10 protein-coding genes are annotated in these 16990 nt (G+C 49.2%); 7 read left to right on the top strand and 3 right to left on the bottom strand.

Annotated features, from left to right (window positions below):
- Positions 1–60: 60 nt before the first annotated feature.
- Complete coding sequence (locus Pla110_RS17065) at positions 61–1038, bottom strand: zinc-dependent alcohol dehydrogenase (RefSeq protein WP_231742543.1); 978 nt, start codon at positions 1036–1038, stop codon at positions 61–63.
- Positions 1039–1314: 276 nt separating this feature from the next.
- On the opposite strand from Pla110_RS17065, the gene Pla110_RS17060 reads away from it, so the two are divergent.
- Genes Pla110_RS17060 through Pla110_RS17050 form a run of 3 tightly spaced genes read left to right on the top strand, consistent with a single transcriptional unit; the run spans position 1315 to position 6781 of the window.
- Positions 1315–2043, top strand: coding sequence for a TetR/AcrR family transcriptional regulator (locus Pla110_RS17060; protein ID WP_144997416.1), 729 nt, complete (start codon positions 1315–1317; stop codon positions 2041–2043).
- Positions 2044–2095: 52 nt separating this feature from the next.
- Entirely contained in the window at positions 2096–3460 is a 1365-nt protein-coding gene (locus Pla110_RS17055) for an efflux RND transporter periplasmic adaptor subunit (RefSeq protein WP_197440254.1), read from the top strand.
- Between the two features lie 3 nt (positions 3461–3463).
- Positions 3464–6781 (top strand): efflux RND transporter permease subunit, encoded by a 3318-nt coding sequence (locus Pla110_RS17050; protein WP_144997412.1) that lies wholly within the window; start codon positions 3464–3466, stop codon positions 6779–6781.
- Positions 6782–6809: 28 nt separating this feature from the next.
- Here the strand turns inward: Pla110_RS17050 and trpA are convergent, their stop codons facing one another.
- Positions 6810–7622: a tryptophan synthase subunit alpha gene (gene trpA, locus Pla110_RS17045; RefSeq protein WP_144997410.1), complete on the bottom strand. Its 813-nt coding sequence runs from the start codon at positions 7620–7622 to the stop codon at positions 6810–6812.
- 128 nt (positions 7623–7750) lie between these two features.
- Positions 7751–8959, bottom strand: a complete 1209-nt coding sequence (gene trpB / locus Pla110_RS17040) for a tryptophan synthase subunit beta (protein ID WP_144997408.1) — start codon at positions 8957–8959, stop codon at positions 7751–7753.
- Positions 8960–9629: 670 nt separating this feature from the next.
- On the opposite strand from trpB, the gene Pla110_RS17035 reads away from it, so the two are divergent.
- The 4 genes from Pla110_RS17035 (at position 9630) to Pla110_RS17020 (ending at position 16862) form a co-directional block, all read left to right on the top strand.
- Positions 9630–11594, top strand: a complete 1965-nt coding sequence (locus tag Pla110_RS17035; RefSeq protein ID WP_144997406.1) for a DUF5684 domain-containing protein — start codon at positions 9630–9632, stop codon at positions 11592–11594.
- A 620-nt stretch (positions 11595–12214) separates the two neighbouring features.
- Positions 12215–13339 carry a twin-arginine translocase subunit TatC gene (gene tatC / locus Pla110_RS17030; RefSeq protein WP_144997404.1) on the top strand — a complete coding sequence of 375 codons (1125 nt, stop codon included), beginning with the start codon at positions 12215–12217 and terminating at the stop codon, positions 13337–13339.
- 313 nt (positions 13340–13652) lie between these two features.
- Positions 13653–14093, top strand: coding sequence for a hypothetical protein (locus Pla110_RS17025; protein ID WP_144997402.1), 441 nt, complete (start codon positions 13653–13655; stop codon positions 14091–14093).
- A 474-nt stretch (positions 14094–14567) separates the two neighbouring features.
- A complete protein-coding gene (locus Pla110_RS17020) occupies positions 14568–16862 on the top strand; it encodes a hypothetical protein (protein WP_144997401.1) in 2295 nt (764 codons plus the stop codon).
- Positions 16863–16990: the final 128 nt, after the last annotated feature.

Below are 16990 nucleotides of genomic sequence, written 5' to 3'. Positions count from 1 at the left end.
GTGCTACATCGATCACATCAGCAAGAGTTGTCAGTCACTGTTTGCGGGCGGTGATGTTTACTATAGCGTTTTGTGTTTCCAGGATGGAAATTCAATGAGCACCTTGATGGATCCATCAGTCTTGTCACGAAAATGTTCATAAGCTTTCTGGATATCAGAAAGAGGATACCTATGTGTTAGTAAATGCGACACATCGACCCGGCCTTCTGAAATCCATTGCATGGCGAGAGGGAAATCTAACGAAAAATCTGGTTCGACGCTGGTGACGACCGTTAGATTTTTACGGAACACCTCTCCCCAACCGACATTCTCTATAGTCTGAGCAGGCACTCCAAAGTAGACGAGCATTCCAAACTTTTTGACCAACTTTGCACACAGGTTGAGTTGTTGATACTGATGTCCGACCGCTTCAATCACGACGTCGACCATCGCTCCATTCGTGATTCGGGTGACTTCTTCCACGGGATCGGCGTCACCATTGCAGATGAAATGAGTCGCTCCCGATTTACGACTCACTTCGAGACGTGCCGCCAGTGGATCAATAGCGATGATTCTGCTCGCCCCCAAATTTCGCAAAGCGAGTGTAAACAATTGACCTATTGGCCCCTGACCTACGATCGCCACTGTTTTGCCCAACATGTTTGGCAGTTTGCGCAGAGCATATAGCACAGTTCCAAGTGGCTGGGCCATCATGGCGATGTCTTCGGCAATATTGTCGGCTAATGGAATCGCGCGTTCTTCGGAGAGGACATAACGTTCAAAGAAACCGACCTGATAGACAGGCACCGCTAAAACGCGATCACCTGGTTTGAATTTTGATCCGTTGGTGTCGATCACGGAGCCAATCATCTCGTGCAGGGAATGTCCGACGACGGGGGTGTCAACTTCTCCGCTCATGGTGAAGAAGGGCATGTCCGATCCACACAGGCAGGCGCATTCGGGCTGAAAGAGAATCTCGCCCCTCTGATTACTCAGTTTGGGTTCTTCGACTTCGACTAATTCGATTTTGTTGGGGGCGCTGATGTGACCGGCGAACAAGGGGCTACTCCTATTTGGGAACGAGTGAATGCAAATGGTTCCATCTTCTTAAACGTGGTGAAGACAGATTCATCATAACGTAAACAGCAGTACAAATTCATTTTCCACGGTTCGTTGCAGAGAGAAATTGTTTTATGGATTAGTAAAATGATTACGTTAGCGCAATTGGAGGGAGAGTCAGAAGTTACGGGCAATGCATGGAATAGTTGGTTAAGAATTGCTCAAGAGTAAAATTGACGGATTGTCAAAAACTGACAAGTAGTTTATATTAAGGATATGAATCGATCACCCCGAAAAGAACGTGAGTGGAAAGAACGGGAGGCCCGCATACTCGAAGTGGCCCGGCGTTTACTTATTAAACATGGCTATCTCGGACTGAAAATGGACCAGATTGCCACGGAAATGGAGTATTCCAAAGGGACGATTTATCAGCATTTCAGTTCCAAGGAAGACGTCATTATGGAATTGGCGGCTCAGACTCTTGAGAAGCGTGTGGAAATGATGGCACGCGCTGCTGAATTCCAGGGCCGCCCGCGCGAACGTATGGCCGCTTTGGGGGTGGCCGTTGAATTGTTCGTCCGCAAGTTTTCCGACTATTTCCGCGTGGAACAAATTATTCGCGCCGATTCAATTCGGGATAAAGCAGCTCCAGAACGTCAGGATAAGCTGATTTCCTGTGAAATTCGTTGTATGGGAATCGTCACCGGGATCATCCGCGACGGTGTGGCCGCCGGAGATCTGAAGTTGCCCGAATTCCTGACAGCCGAGCAGCTTGCCTTTGGCATGTGGTCGCTTTCCTTTGGGGGAAGCAGCATCATTTTGAGCGGGCAATTGGGCGAATTAGGGGTCGAATCACCGTTCGAGGCGATCATTAATAATATTCAAATGCTGCTGGACGGATTGAGCTGGATGCCCCTCTCTTACGAAAGTGACTATAAGAAAACGATGGAGCGAATTGCGGAAGAGATGTTCTCTGACCTGCTGGAAGATGTGCCTCTTAAATGAGGTAGACCAGCGGTTGAACCTGTTTCTATATTCATTGACGGAAAGTCAAAAAATGACAAGGCGACCGGATATTCAACTCATCGCCTGTGGTTTGCTCCTTCTGTTGGCAATCTATTGGTTTTCGATGGGGCCTGCTGAGTCTGAACTGGTACACGCCCAATCCGAACCGCGACAGGACGCTTCCGAGCTGCTCGTCGTTTCTGGAAAACAGCTTGTTCGCCAGCATTCTTTTCAGAAAGAGCGGACCTTTACTGGTATGGTCCGAGCGAAAAGGCATAGCGAACTCAGTTTTGAAGTCGGTGGGCTGGTAACGAAATGTCTGGTGGATGAAGGTAGCCGGGTCGATGCGAATGCTCCGCTCGCTATTTTGGAATCGGATCGATTGGTTGCTCAACAAAACCAGACTAAAGCGAAACTTGCTCAGGCGGAAGCACGCCTGCAAGAGCTGGTTGCAGGACCTCGAGGACAGACGATTGAAGCCAAACGAGATCAAATGGAAGAGCTGAAGGCTATGCGCGATCTCGCTTTTGGCAAGAAAGAACGTAGTGATCAATTGCATAATTCGGGAGCAATTACTGCTCAGGAACGGGATCAGTTTCATTACGACTTTCTCTCCGTCGAATCTCGTCTTTCTTCCGCACAGGAAGAATTAAACGAGCTTGTGGAGGGGACGCGACAGGAACAGATGGTTGCTCAGAAGGCTGTTGTTCAAGAGCTGCAAGCATCGCTCAACTCCATCGAGATCGATCTGGAAGATGCGACGTTAAAAGCGCCTTTCGCGGGGACGATTACGTCTCGACTAATTGATGAAGGGGAAGTAGTCGACATTGGAATGACCGTCTTTGAACTGATCGAAGATCAATCGCTCGAAATCTGGGTCGGTGTGCCGGTGGAATTGACTGCTCAGATTATGCAACAAGAGGAATTCGAGGTTACGATTAACGACCAGGTTTATCAGGTGAAACGGTCGCATCTCATTCCCAAGTTGAATCGGGAGACACGAACTCAATCGGTGTTGTTTCAATTCATCGATGAATCTGTAAGCAAACATATTTATTCAGGTCAGATCGCCCGTTTCCGTTTTGTGGAAACGATCAATGAAGCTGGTTTCTGGGTTCCCACAGACGCTCTGGTGCGGGGAACACGGGGGCTGTGGTCCTGCTACACTCTCTCTCCTGTCGATCCGGAAGCTGAGGGCATCACTTCGTCTACAGTCTTTGCAGTGGAGCGGCGTGATGTGGAAGAACTGTACACGCTAGATGGAAACGTCTACGTGGCTGGAACTCTTCAGGAGGGAGATATTTTACTCACTGAGGGAACGCATCGTGTTGTGCAGGGAGATCGGGTCCGCCTGAATTCTCCCACTACCGACAGGGGTGAGTCCCTTGAGCCGGTAGGCCAGACTGGGGAAAAGTGATTTATGTCGACTTTGTTCTATCGAAATCCCCGACTGTTGCTATTAACACTCGCGCTGATCACCGTCTCGGGTATCTTTGCTTTTCGGTTACTGCCCCGCCTGGAAGACCCTGTCATGGCGGAGCGATTCGCGATGGTGAAGACAATCTTCCCTTCCGCAAGCCCAGAGCGAGTGGAGGCTTTGCTTACAGAAAAAATCGAAGAAGCGCTGCAGGAAGTCGAAGAGATCAAAACGTTGGAGTCGACGAGTTCCGCTGGGTTCTCGATGATTCAGATTGAACTCGTTGATGAAGTCAGTTTTGATACTAGCAACGAAGTCTGGTCCCGGGTTCGTGATAAGCTGAACGATGTTCGTCCCGAGCTGCCTGAAGAAGCGAACGAACCCATCTTCGAAGAGGTCAACGCTCAGGCGTACGCTTTGATCGCGGGTTTGGCCTGGGAGACGGATGGGGAACCTCGATATGGGATATTGCGAAGACTGACCGAGGAGCTGGAAACTCGTCTGCGAACGGTTCCTGGTACCAAAGACATTGATTATTTCGGTGAACCGGAAGAAGAAATTCGGGTGGAGGTCAATCAGACAGAACTGAGTGCGCTGGGTCTGACGGCGGAAGAGCTATCCGACTACATCCGGGAAAGTGACGCCAAGATTTCAGCGGGCCAGCAACGATCAACAAAGGATGACCTGTTGATCGAACCGGAGACGGAACTGGATTCGCTCGAACGTCTGCGTCAGATACCGCTGCAACCCAATGACGACGGGGAACTAGTCAGTCTTGCTGATATCGCCGAAGTGCATAAAGGAATAGTAGAGCCGGTTTCAAGTCGTGTTTATCTCGATGGTCAGCCCGCTGTGGCACTGGGTGTTTATGTGGAGTCCGATCAGCGGATTGATGTATGGGCAGCTCAGGCTCGCGAAATTGTGGAGCAGTACGCCACGGAGTTACCTGTCGGGGTTCGGCTTAACATGATCTTCGATCAAAGTACTTACACGGCTGATCGACTGGATACATTGATTGGTAACTTGATCCTGGGGGCCGCCGCAGTTTTTGTGGTCATCTTCATTTTGATGGGCTGGCGCTCGGCATTGCTAGTCGGCTTATCCTTGCCGCTCTCTTCGCTCATGGTCCTGACTGGCATGCGGCTCTGGGGGATACCGATCCATCAGATGTCGATTACGGGTTTGATTATTGCACTGGGTTTATTGATTGATAATGCGATTGTGGTCGTCGATGAAATGAATCGGCGGTTGCACAAAGGGATGTCGGTACTCGCCGCGATTCAGGACACCGTGGGCCAGTTGTCGATTCCTTTGTTGGGATCAACATTAACGACCATGTTCGCCTTTATGCCAATTGCACTGATGCCGGGGCCTGCTGGTGAATTCGTCGGTTCAATCGCCCTCAGTGTGATCCTGGCTCTGTTCAGTTCTCTGTTCGTTTCTTTAACGATCATTCCTGCGCTGAATGGGTTGATTAATCATGTTCAGGATCGACTGGAGATTACAGAAGAACCAGCCTCATCGGCTTCACAGGGAAACCTGGCTTTAGCAAACGGGCCCCCACTTCCTCACCTTCCCGAATATATGCAGACAGGAGAAGAGCACCTTGCCGAACGGGAGAATGCAAAGCATGGGCCTTGGTGGAAACAAGGATTGAGACTGCCTCGAGTAACAGACGTTTTCTCCCGATTTCTGAATTGGGTATTGGCTTATCCGGTCGTGGGGATCTTGTTGGCGATCGTTGGACCGATTCTTGGATTTGCCGTATTTCCACAGCTGCCAGAGCAGTTTTTTCCGCCTGCTGATCGGGATCAATTTCATATCGAATTCGAGCTTTCACCGCAGGCATCGCTGCATCAGACTGAAGCAGCGGTATTGCAGGTTCAAGAGCAGTTGTTAGATCATCCTGAAATCAAGAACGTCCACTGGTTTCTGGGACGGAGTGCGCCGAACTTTTATTACAACATCATTCAATCCCGGGAACAGTCGTCCCGTTACGCACATGCCATTATTCAGCTCGATTCTTCCGAAGGTAGTCGGGACCTTATTCATGAATTACAGGAGGAACTTGACCGCAGATGGCCTGGTTCGCGAACGATTGTCCGGCAGCTTGAACAGGGGCCTCCTTTTGAAGCCCCTGTTGAATATCGCATCTACGGTCCTGACCTGGAAAGATTGAAGAATCTGGGTGATGAAGCGCGGCGTATTCTGGCAAGGGCAGATAACGTACTTCACACTCGCGCCGTGATCTCCGAAGATTTACCCAAGATTGGACTGGAGATCGACGAAGTAGAAGCTCGATTACTGGGAATGAATCATACTCAAATCGCCGAACAGATGAACGGAGCGCTGGAAGGATTTTCGGGTGGTTCGATTCTGGAAGCGACCGAAGAACTTCCAGTTCGAGTGCGAGTTTCAGGCACAAATCGAAGTCGCTTGGCAGAGATTATGTCACTCGATCTTGTTAAACCTGTAGGAGACGTAGAGAGTGATCAGCTGACGACAGTGCCTCTATCGGTACTCGCGAAAGCGAATTTAATTCCCGAATCGGCCGGAATTACTCGGCACAATCGCCGCCGGGTGAATACGGTGCAAGGGTTTATTAAGGCCGGTGTTTTGCCAGCGGAGGTCGTCGCCGATTTCACACATCTGCTAGAAGAGAACAACTTCACATTGCCACCCGGTTATAAGGCCCGATTTGGGGGCGAAGCCGCTGAACGAGACAATGCCGTCGGGAACCTGATGGCTTCCGTGGGGATGTTAATGGTTCTGATGATCTCGACGTTGGTGCTCTCGTTTAATTCATTCCGTTTAGCGGGCATGATTCTCGTCGTGGCGGCACTTGCTGTCGGACCTGGACTGGGCTCGCTCTGGGTAGCCGGATATCCCTTCGGATTCATGGCCATTATTGGAACGATGGGCCTGGTGGGTGTAGCTATTAATGACTCCATTGTGGTACTGGCCGCATTAAGAGCAGACGATCGGGCTCGTAATGGAGACGTCGAAGCGGTGCATCACATTGTCATGGACGAGAGCCGCCATGTCCTGGCGACGACGATCACGACGATCGCCGGATTTTTACCTCTCTTGATTGCCGGCGGCGGTTTCTGGCCGCCGCTGGCGATTGCCATCTCGGGAGGAGTCAGTGCCGCGACCATTATGGCGCTACTGTTCATCCCCTGTAGTTATCTCCTGATGACTCGCTTCTCACCCAAACGATTCTGCGATCAACGTAAAACCGCTAAGGGGGGTGAGTCCCCAGCCAGGCGGAAGGAAGAACTCATTCCTCAGACCGGTGTCGCTGTCAGCGCGACGACCTGACTAAACGAGAAAAAGCCTGAAGATGTCTCTACGGCTTGGTAGCCGCGAGCATTTCAGCGGCGTAGTCACCGATCTGTTTGAGAATCGCCTCTTTCTGATCGGGGGATTCCGTCAGAGGTTCCAACTGACGGACGATGGCGGAACCAACAATCACACCGTCGGCGTCTCCCCGGAGCATATCAATCTGTTCGGGTTTTCCGATTCCAAAACCCACAGCCAGAGGCAGATCGGTTTTTTCCCGGAGCCACCGCAATTGATCTTTCAATTCAGGGGGAAGGTCATCGCGGACACCTGTAATACCAGCGACCGAGATGCAGTAGACGAAGCCACTGGCCGCCGCCAGGATTCGTGAGACTCGCTCAGGAGTCGTGGTGGGAGAGACAAGCTGTACCAAATCGAGCTCATGCTTTTGAGCCAGTTCGAAGAAACTCGCTGCTTCGTCACCGGGCAGGTCGGGGACGATCATCCCGCAGAAGCCGGCCAGTTTGAGTTTGGTTAAAAACTCTTCCGGTCCGATGCGGTAGATAATTGCGTAAGCAACCATCGCCACCAAAGGGGGAAGATTGTCGGTCGGCAGTGCGGCGACTGTTTTGAAGATGTCCTCTACATGCAGCCCCCGCCCGAGCGACCGAGTATAGGAGGCCTGAATGGTAGGACCGTCTGCGATAGGATCGGAGTATGGAAAACCGATTTCAATCATATCACAACCACGACGACCGAGTTCGGAAATCAATTGGCCAGTCGTAGCGATGTCCGGGTCGCCGGAAGTAATGAACGGCATGAAAGCGAGCCGGTTTTCGGCTTTCAGTTTGATAAAGACGTCTGAAATACGGGAGGGCACGGTAACGATCCACAGAAATAATGTTGAAGGGGCGTGTAATCAGATGGACTGTCAGTAACGAAAATCGATCTGCTGCTCAATGTCGTCCTGTTGCTCAATGGTGATGACGAATCAATGTCGATAACGAATTAGAGGTCTTGTCCGAGTAGGCGAGCGACTTCGGAGACATCTTTGTCACCTCGACCGGAAAGGCAGACAACAACAATCTCGTCAGCTGAGCGTTGCTTAGCAGCTTTCATCGCATGAGAAATTGCATGAGAGGATTCGAGTGCAGGGAGAATACCTTCCAGGGTGGCCAGTTTCTTAAAGGCGGCCATTGCTTCGTCATCTTCAGCAGCGACGTAATCGACTCGGCCGGTATCTTTCCAGTAGGCATGTTCGGGTCCGACGCCCGGATAATCGAGTCCAGCAGAAATGGAATGGACGTCGCAGGTTTGGCCGTCGTCGTCCTGCATGACATAGCTGAAGCTACCGTGCAGGACACCTTTGCGGCCGTAGCTCAACGGACTGGCGTGTTGTCCTGCTTCTGGACCGCGGCCACCCGCTTCGACACCGGTGAGGCGGACTGATTCATCTTCGACGAATGGATAAAACATTCCTGCCGCATTGGAACCACCACCGACACAGGCGATCACTTCGTCAGGCAGGCGTCCCGTTTCTTCCAGACATTGTTGCCGGGCTTCTTTTCCGATGACGGATTGGAAATCGCGGACGATTAGCGGGAAGGGATGCGGACCGACAACGGAACCCAAGATGTAATGAGTGGTGTCCACAGACGACATCCAGTCCCGCATGGCTTCGTTAATGGCGTCCCGCAGTGTGCGTGAACCAGTGGTGACGGGGCGGACTTCAGCCCCCATCGTTCGCATATTGAAGACATTCAATTTCTGGCGGCGGATGTCTTCTTCGCCCATGTAAACAACGCAGTCGAGACCAAAACGGGCACAGGCGACGGCGGTAGCGACACCATGCTGACCGGCTCCGGTTTCGGCGATTACTCGTTTTTTGCCCATGCGCATGGTGAGCAGTGCTTGACCGATGGTGTTGTTGATTTTATGAGCGCCGGTGTGATTCAGGTCTTCCCGCTTCAGATAGATTTTCGCTCCGCCGCAATGTTCCGTGAGGCGTTCTGCAAAATAGAGCGGATTGGCGCGACCGACGAAGGTGCGAAGCAGGTTGTCCAGTCTGGCCTGGAAGTTCGGATCGGCTTTCGCCTTCTGATACTCGACGGTGAGTTCTTCGAGGGCTTGCATCAGTGTTTCGGGAACAAATCGACGACCGAATTCACCGAAACGTCCCTGTGCATCAGGAACCTGTGATGTCGCTTTAGTGGGCATAGTAAGGCTTCAGAAAGGATTAACAGGAGAATGAAAAGAAGGCATGACAAACAATCTGAACCAGGATTTTTGATCAGAAAAACCCGGTAGAATGAACATCAGGTTGACCTGCACGCGCAGGGGAGATGTTTATTGATAGAGCCTAGATTATTAACCGGCAAGCGGGTGGGGTCAATCGAGGGGCTCTTTCTCTGTCAAAATGAGCCTGATTGTCGTCTGTTTATGCGGGTCTCCTGCTGAAATATGTGATGGATGAGTCAGGAAATACAGGTTGGTCGTTGTTTTTAATTCGTTCCGTACGTAATCAAGAGTAAGTTGCTTGCGTTTGATTCGAAAGAAGTGCAGTTTAGAGCTCTAAACGCCTCTATATCACTACGCTGTATGGTTTTTCGTACAGTTGACCAGAACCGCTTCATTCTCGAAAACAGGTCTTCAAGTGTTGCTCCCGGCTTTCGGATACTAAGCGGCGAACCCGTAGGGAAACGCCAAGCTATTACGGTGGCAACGCCCGCGACGGATCGTCCCTCATGCTCATCAAGAGCGTGTAAAAGTCGAGGGGTTCGGATTCTTTATAAATTAGACGAAACGTGCTGACAGGATTCAGCCATAACCCGATGCGTGCTTCGCACGGATCCCTCCTGAGGATCAGGAATTCTTTGAGCAGCAGACGATGCCGATAAAAATTCGCTGTAAAGTTTGTGAAGCTGGTTTGAAATTGCCTGACGCTGCCATGGGCAAAGTCGTCAAGTGCCCGAAATGCGCTAATCGTATCAAGGTGCCCTCGCGGCAGCCTGGAAGCGAAGGATCTGCCAAACCACCCAGCCAGTCTTCGCCAGGTCGCAAACGTCGTGAAGCCGCTTCATCCACAGGTTTTATGACAGCACTCGGTAACTTGCCTCTGGAAGATCAGCAGATGAAAATCTGCCCGCGCTGCGGACAGGACGTTGATCCCGAAACGGGTGTATGTGAGTCGTGTGGTATCGATGTCGAAACGGGCCAGTTGACTGAGAAACGCAAACGCCTAATCGCGGTTAAAGGGGTAGACCCACGTGATTTCTTCAAAAATGTGGCGAACGACTTTTTCGTATACCCCTTTAAAAACTTCGGCCTGATCGGCCGTTCTATCCTTATTTCGATGTTGGCCTATATCTTCATTGCCATCGCTCACTTCTTCATCCACTTCAGTGATGGACTGACCGTTGAAATATTCATGTGGGCGTTTGTCAGTGTCAGTACTGCATTCTTTTTTGGGTGGTTCTGGACAATTGCTTCAGAAATGGCCGTTTATACATTTCAGTATCACGCAGCGCTTAAGAAGAAGAAAAAAACGAGACCGTTTAAACCGAAGAAATTCGATATTTTCATGGTCTTTCAGAATGGATATCGATTCCTTGCGTGGGTGATTTGTAATGTCTTTGTTCACGCATTGGTGTTGTTTCCGCTCATTTTGGTGGTCGGATTTTCATTATTGGCCTCCGGTAGTGGGTCAAAGACCTTTTTAACCATCATTGGAATTCTGCTCGGCTTTTCACTGACGCTCGTTGGTTTGTCCATCCCATCTGCAGTCGGCCACATGTCGATGCCGGTAACCTGGCCAGGTTGGAACCCTTTCAAGCTAGCGCAGTTGACGATGAGAACCATCGGTCAATCACTTGTTTGGGGATTATTGACGTTGATGTTTGCCGCCATCCCCATTGCTGGCTATGCCGTTGCTTATAACTATGTTGCGGATGATTTGGATGAAGTCTGGGAGCCAATGAGGATGAATGCCCGGATTACATGGGCGCAGAGACTAAACCCCGGGCCCAAAGAAGTCCTACCTGATGAATTGATCGAACTAAGAAACAGCAAGGCCAATAATGAAGTCGACTATATGGTCTGGGTGAAATCGGAAGCGATTCTGCTGCCCATCGCCTGCTTTGCCGGAGTCTTTTTGATCGGCTCTGCCCGTTGTCTGGGTAACTTGGTTTATTATTGCCAGAATTCGCTGGATCTCATCAGAGAGGTTCCGGGGGCGACTTACAAAGTCTTGGATAAGAAGAAATATCTCCCGATCCCGTTTCGGTCGCAAGTCGGGGCAATTTGGTTATTTTGTCATCTCTTCTTCGGACTCGAAGTGGCCGCCACTATGATTGGCGCCGTATCGATGGGCATTCCGTTCGGAACGATTATCGTTGCCGAACTGTTGGTTTATTTTATCGTGTTCTTGCCCATAATTCTCTATTACGATGGATTGTGTCGAATTTTTGAAAAGACAAAAAACACCGGCATACTTGCATTGATTCCCTGGGTTCGCAACTATCTTCAATTTAAAGCGGCCGGGATGCCTGGAGTCTGGTTTCCACTGTTTATTGTGATGAATATTGTATTGGCTTCCGTATCCAGTTTTAGCTCGGAGTTGGTACCGATCGTCAGTTTGCCACTCGTGGGTATCGCCTTGATCGGAAACATGGTGATCTGGATCTATTTAAATATCAAACTGGCCGAGCGATTCGAAAAGCCGATCACTTACGGTTTGGGACTGGCCTTTTTGGCGCCCGTATTCTACTTCATCCTGGGAAGAAGCATGGACCGTGCCAAACGATTATCAACAGATCCACCACCTGAATTCGATGACGACGATTTGAAGAGTTAAGGCTGCTATCTTTGATGTGGTGTAAATGTGTTCTGTTGTCCTGTTGTTCTCGTTCTGCCAATTGACAGCGGGGGTAAGGGAGAGTAGAGTGAATTTGTCTGCCAGCGAGCTGCTTCCCGCTATTGAGGAAGTGGTCAATCCGGTGGATATGCTCGATCCGTCTGCACGGCTCTCGATCCTTCATTTATGAGACGAAATTTGACATACTTGGTTGAATCGGCCCTTCAAAGTGGCATTTGACATGGTCGTTTGTATTTCGTTTGTCCAGGCGCGCTAGCAAGTCGGATTTCGAGCCGGCTAGAAGTGATCGGTTCTTTATTCGCAGATACGCCCAGTTGGTGACCTCCGTCGCTCAAATCGGCACCCATTCCTCTCCTCTATGGTTATGGAGTGCTACGCAGGATGGATCAGGTTAACAGCCTGTACCCAAATGAGCCTGCCTGCCGGGACTGAACAGCGAAAACGTTCAAACGATATCAAGGAAATCAGGATCGTCGTCCATTTCGGTACCGGGCTATATGTTCGTCCCGTCCCTGATAAGACCATTGAAGTGAATAGTCCTGCCGTAATTATCCATCCTTTATCTACCCCACCTGAATAATCTGACTCGGAAATCAACTATGGCCAAGTCGAGAGATCTATTTGAAGAATCATCCATGTCCTTTGGGGAACATCTGGAGATCCTCCGCGTCCATTTGATCCGCGGGTTGATTGGATTAGTTCTGGCCTGTTGTGTCACCCTGTTCTACGGGCAGGAACTGGTGCAATACATTACACAGCCGATCAAAGAGGCCCTGTTGGATTACAACGACTACGGCGTCGAAAAATTCGATTCAGGCGACGAGGAACCCGAAATCCAAGTCGCTCCAGCTGAAGAAACCGCGACGAACGAATCGGCGGATCCGGTTGTGGCTGACGAGCAATCAGTAGAACCGGACAGTTCTGCCGAAGAGGCTCCTGAGCAACCAGAACATGAAGATGTACTAAAAGTGAAGGTCCGCGTGGCTGACCTGGTTCCCGCTCTGCATGAAGTCGATCCGGAGCAGTTTCCGAAAGCGAGTGTTCAATCGGATAAAGAAATTGTCTTGCCTCTCAAATCGGATTTGTTCAAAGAACTGTACACCCTTCGTAGCCAGCAGAAAGCGCTGGTCAAAATCATCAAGAAGAACTCAGAGCCAGTCACGCGAGAAGTCCACGAGGCTTTCCTGATTTATTTGAAGGTCTCCATCGTTGCCGGCCTGGTGCTCAGTAGCCCGTGGCTGATTTATCAGCTCTGGTTGTTTGTCGCCGCCGGTCTCTACCCGTCCGAACGCCGTTACGTCTATTACTATCTACCCTTCAGTATCGGTTTGTTTCTTACGGGAGTGATGTTCTGTTTCTATCTGGTACTCCCGTTTGTGCTGAGTTTCCTGCTGAGCTTTAACAAATCGATGGGTGTCGATCCGCAGATCTTCCTGAAGGAATGGATTAGTTTCGCCATCATGTTGCCAGTGATGTTTGGGGTTAGTTTTCAATTACCCGTAGTGATGTTGTTCATGGAAAGACTATCCATCTGCTCGGTGGAAACGTATCGCGAAAAACGACGCATGGCGATTCTGGTGATCGCGGTAGTATCAATGTTGATGACTCCCTCCGACCCTCAGAGTATGATTCTGATGATGGTTCCGCTGTTGTTCCTGTATGAGCTCGGAATCGTAATCTGCCAGTTTAACGTCAATAAGGAAGCTAAAACGGAGACAATTTAGATCGGTCGCGTGCGTTGTCTGAATCGAAATTCCTCCTGATAGGGATGTGCTGGAACTCTTTCGAGACAAACTTTTTTAAGTGAGTCAAGTACGATCTTCTCTGTATTGGCGAGTTTATTTCTTTCGAGGAACAGTCATCAAACTTTTTGACAACTCGAATTCGGATCGATAAACTCAAGGGTAGCTACGGGCCAGTTAACCGCCCGCTCTTTCAGGGATAAGAAAGGGTCATTCAGGCTGCCCTGTGAAGTGGGCCAGTCAGTTCGCAACCTCCAATCCAATCTGCCAGAGGGCAGAAGCGGAGGATATGTTTATGTGTGCGAGTACGATCGATAAGACTCAACTTCTCAACGACTGTCGTACGTTGGAATACATTTTACTGGGCGATCTCCGCGATGTTCTCGAAGAAACGCCGGATGACTCCAATCTCAACTGGACCATCGCCATCATCGACACGCTTCTCACGACGTTACCGCGTGAGCTTGATCTGGCAGAAAGCGGTCAGTACCTGCATCTGAACCAGCGGGAACACGAGTCGCATCAGGGCGAATTCGATTCGCTGCTCTCTGAGAAGCACAAAGTCTACTTGAAGTTACGACAACTTCGATCGGAACTCGTTGCCCGGGGGGCAGTCGAGACGAAAATCAATCGTCTGAAATACGACCTGCATCAGTGGATGAAACAATTGATTCATCATCACCGGAACGAGCGACATCTTGAGTCCCAGCTCGGCGTCCCTCGCCGCTATGCCTGATTTAATCGATCGGGCAGTCCTGAACCTGCATTGAGATATGGCCATTTTAAGAATGGCTAAAATATCTTCAGGAATGAGATTGTCAGAAGGTCTCTGTTTTGGCAACATAGTGTCCGTCTGTAAATGACAATTTAAATCGGAAGTCTCCTTCAGACGTCGATACTCATTTCTTGCCAGCATTTCTGTTATGCATATTTGCCTTACATCCATCTGAGAACTAAGTTGCGACCGTCTTGCGCATTGCTCTCCGAGCGAAGTTGTAGTTGGAAAGTGTGAAATAGATCTGGGCGCAGGTTGATTGATTAGCAAATTCCAGGGTCAGCCTCCATGACGATATCCCTCACGTGTCCCGACTGTGACCGACCTTATCAGGTCAAAGACGAATACGCCGGACGTTCCTTCAAATGTAAGAACTGTGGATCTGCTGTGAAGGTTCCAGCTGTAGCAAGTTCTTCATCCGGGAGGCAAGCCCGAATGCGGCCGTCCGCAAGTCAGCAAAGGACTCATTCCACTCAAAATACATCGGATGAATTCGCACCACTTCGCCGTACCCAAACAGCATCGAACCCAAAGGGGCGACAGCGTTCGAGAAAAAAGAAAAAGAAATCGGAGAGCAACAATTTCTTGCTCATCGGTGGAATCGCCATTGGCCTGCTTCTCCTCGTTGGCGGAGGAATCGCGATCTCTGTAACAATGATGAGGGGCATTGACGAGGAAGCTGCAGTTGCAAAGAGTGAAATGGGGACTCAGGCGGCATCGGATTCTGGTGCTGGTTCAACAGAATCCAGCAAAAAAATGGAGGTGACTGAAGGGCAAGATTCGTTGTCGCAAACGAAGGTGAATGAAGGGGCTGAAGGGAGCTATGTGGAAGGGGGATGGAATGTTGAAATTGAAAAACCAGAAATGGACTTCTCTAGTGATCAATTCAGTTCTGAAGAAATTGAAATTCCAGGACGAATTACTCGAATCCACATTTGTGATACTGAATCGCCATTTATCTTTGTCGAAACACTTCAGAATGACTCCAAAGAGAAGGTGTTGGGAAGAGTCGATCTGCGAAATAATGAATATCTCCAACTAAAGTCAAACATCAGCGGGCAAGTTGAGCAACTGCAATTCTTGCCTGATGGTAGCCGGCTTGCTTTAGTGACACGCGAATTCACTGTGATCAACGCAACAGGCGAAAGCGCTGTGCCAGAAACTTCCTCGAGAAGACGGGAATCGAAACAGCGTTCTAATATTAATAGAAAAAAGCCACAGGTAGAGTTTGAGAGTCAGGTAAGTCCCCTTTGGATTCTGGATGGAGAGACCGGAGATATCATCAGCGAATTTCCTGTCAACTCAGAGAAGAAATTGGCGAACCTGTTCGACTTGCAGAATAAAGATACTTTGATCATTTACAATGATTTAAAGGGAATAAAGTATGACGTCTCGAAGACTATGGCGAGGCTAAAACCTAACTCACAAGCACTCAACAGTGACGCTTACGAAGTTCAGTTTAAAGGTCCAAATGACACTGTACTAAAGCGTCAACTCTCAAATAGTTCAGGAATGGAGATTAACGGGTTATCAACCATTTCAACGGAACTCGTATGGTCAAAAAATATGCCGCAGGGTCTTGGAAACTTTCTAGATCACTTTGGAGGAGGGACTCGGTTAACTCCTGATCGACGTTATTTATTAATCGACGGTATGATGGATCGATCGCTCAATTTCTTCGATATCACTCAGAAAAAAATCACAGGAAAAATTATTCCAGGCAAAGATCTTGAGCTGCATTTTCTCGGCGTCTTAGGTTGGGCGATTGATACTTCTCGAGACTCTATTCATGTCTTGATTCGTGAAGGAAATGACGTCGCTCAATTTGTTATTCTGACTTATCTTTTAAGCGACGGAAATTTTCATCGGATCAGCAAATTCAAGGACCTGGACCTGCTGATTATAGGGAGGGAAAACCAAAATGTTCATTCTCTTGCGAAGCCCGGATTGGTGGCCATATCTGGGAAACATCTCATCGATACCGAAACCAATCGTATGCCAGTTATTTTCTACATAAATAGACATACGAGAGGTTCAGGTGGAAAACATTGGCTCCAAGGTAACAACTTGTTTTTATTTAAAAATATCGGCTCAGCCGATGGATTGAAAAAACGCTTCATGAAAATCCCACTGGTGTCGACGGCAGCAGCCAGGAGCATCGATGCGTTTCGAAATAACGAGCCTGCTTTATTCACACCTGATACTCCCCTTGGTGTAGAACTCCATATTGAATCACCCTATCCAACCATGTCACTGGAACAAAGAAACGAACTCTCCGAATTAATGGTGAAGGCGATCCTAAAGAACGATCTGCAATACGATGAGTCGTCTTCTACAAAAATCTGCTTGTACTTTGGGAGTGACATGACCAAGCGTGTTTATGAAGAGAACAAGTCGAAAATAACACGTTCGGTTGACGAATTAGATTTTCTCAAAGATCGAAAAGTCGACTCACGAACCAACGTGATCTTAGCTTTGGTTTCGGAAGAAAAGGGGCTGCTATGGGGCGAAGCCTTTTGCCTTGGAGAAAACCTGTTTGGGTTAGAAGGTCCTTATTTACCTCTTGACAGGCAGGGAATGCGGGCGAATCAGACTAAAATAGAGGTTGGACAGCTTTTCAATAAAATTCGCATTCCATTTTTCGTACCTGCGGATTCTGATCTAGCGACCCTGCCAATTAAGATGTTTTATTCCAGTCGAAACCCAGATGCTTCCGTTGGAATTGAGTGAATGTAGTGATGCTCCTATTGGAGTCGCTGCAAAACATAATTGATTGGATTGACGTAATTCGTTCTGATTTCGGAAAGAGGCCTCTTCCTTTCGGAGAACTAATACCTTTAAAGTGGTGTTTGGTATTG

This window comes from Polystyrenella longa (assembly GCF_007750395.1).
Taxonomy (GTDB): domain Bacteria; phylum Planctomycetota; class Planctomycetia; order Planctomycetales; family Planctomycetaceae; genus Polystyrenella; species Polystyrenella longa.
This window is presented reverse-complemented; position numbering and strand designations above follow the sequence as displayed.

Excerpts from the sequence above, each read along its gene's own strand:
- Pla110_RS17060 (WP_144997416.1), top strand. The coding sequence starts at position 1,315 with ATGAATCGATCACCCCGAAAAGAACGTGAGTGGAAAGAACGGGAGGCC.
- Pla110_RS17055 (WP_197440254.1), top strand. The coding sequence starts at position 2,096 with ATGACAAGGCGACCGGATATTCAACTCATCGCCTGTGGTTTGCTCCTT.
- Pla110_RS17050 (WP_144997412.1), top strand. The coding sequence starts at position 3,464 with ATGTCGACTTTGTTCTATCGAAATCCCCGACTGTTGCTATTAACACTC.
- trpB (WP_144997408.1), bottom strand. The coding sequence starts at position 8,959 with ATGCCCACTAAAGCGACATCACAGGTTCCTGATGCACAGGGACGTTTC.
- Pla110_RS17035 (WP_144997406.1), top strand. The coding sequence starts at position 9,630 with ATGCCGATAAAAATTCGCTGTAAAGTTTGTGAAGCTGGTTTGAAATTG.
- tatC (WP_144997404.1), top strand. The coding sequence starts at position 12,215 with ATGGCCAAGTCGAGAGATCTATTTGAAGAATCATCCATGTCCTTTGGG.
- Pla110_RS17025 (WP_144997402.1), top strand. The coding sequence starts at position 13,653 with ATGTGTGCGAGTACGATCGATAAGACTCAACTTCTCAACGACTGTCGT.
- Pla110_RS17020 (WP_144997401.1), top strand. The coding sequence starts at position 14,568 with ATGCGGCCGTCCGCAAGTCAGCAAAGGACTCATTCCACTCAAAATACA.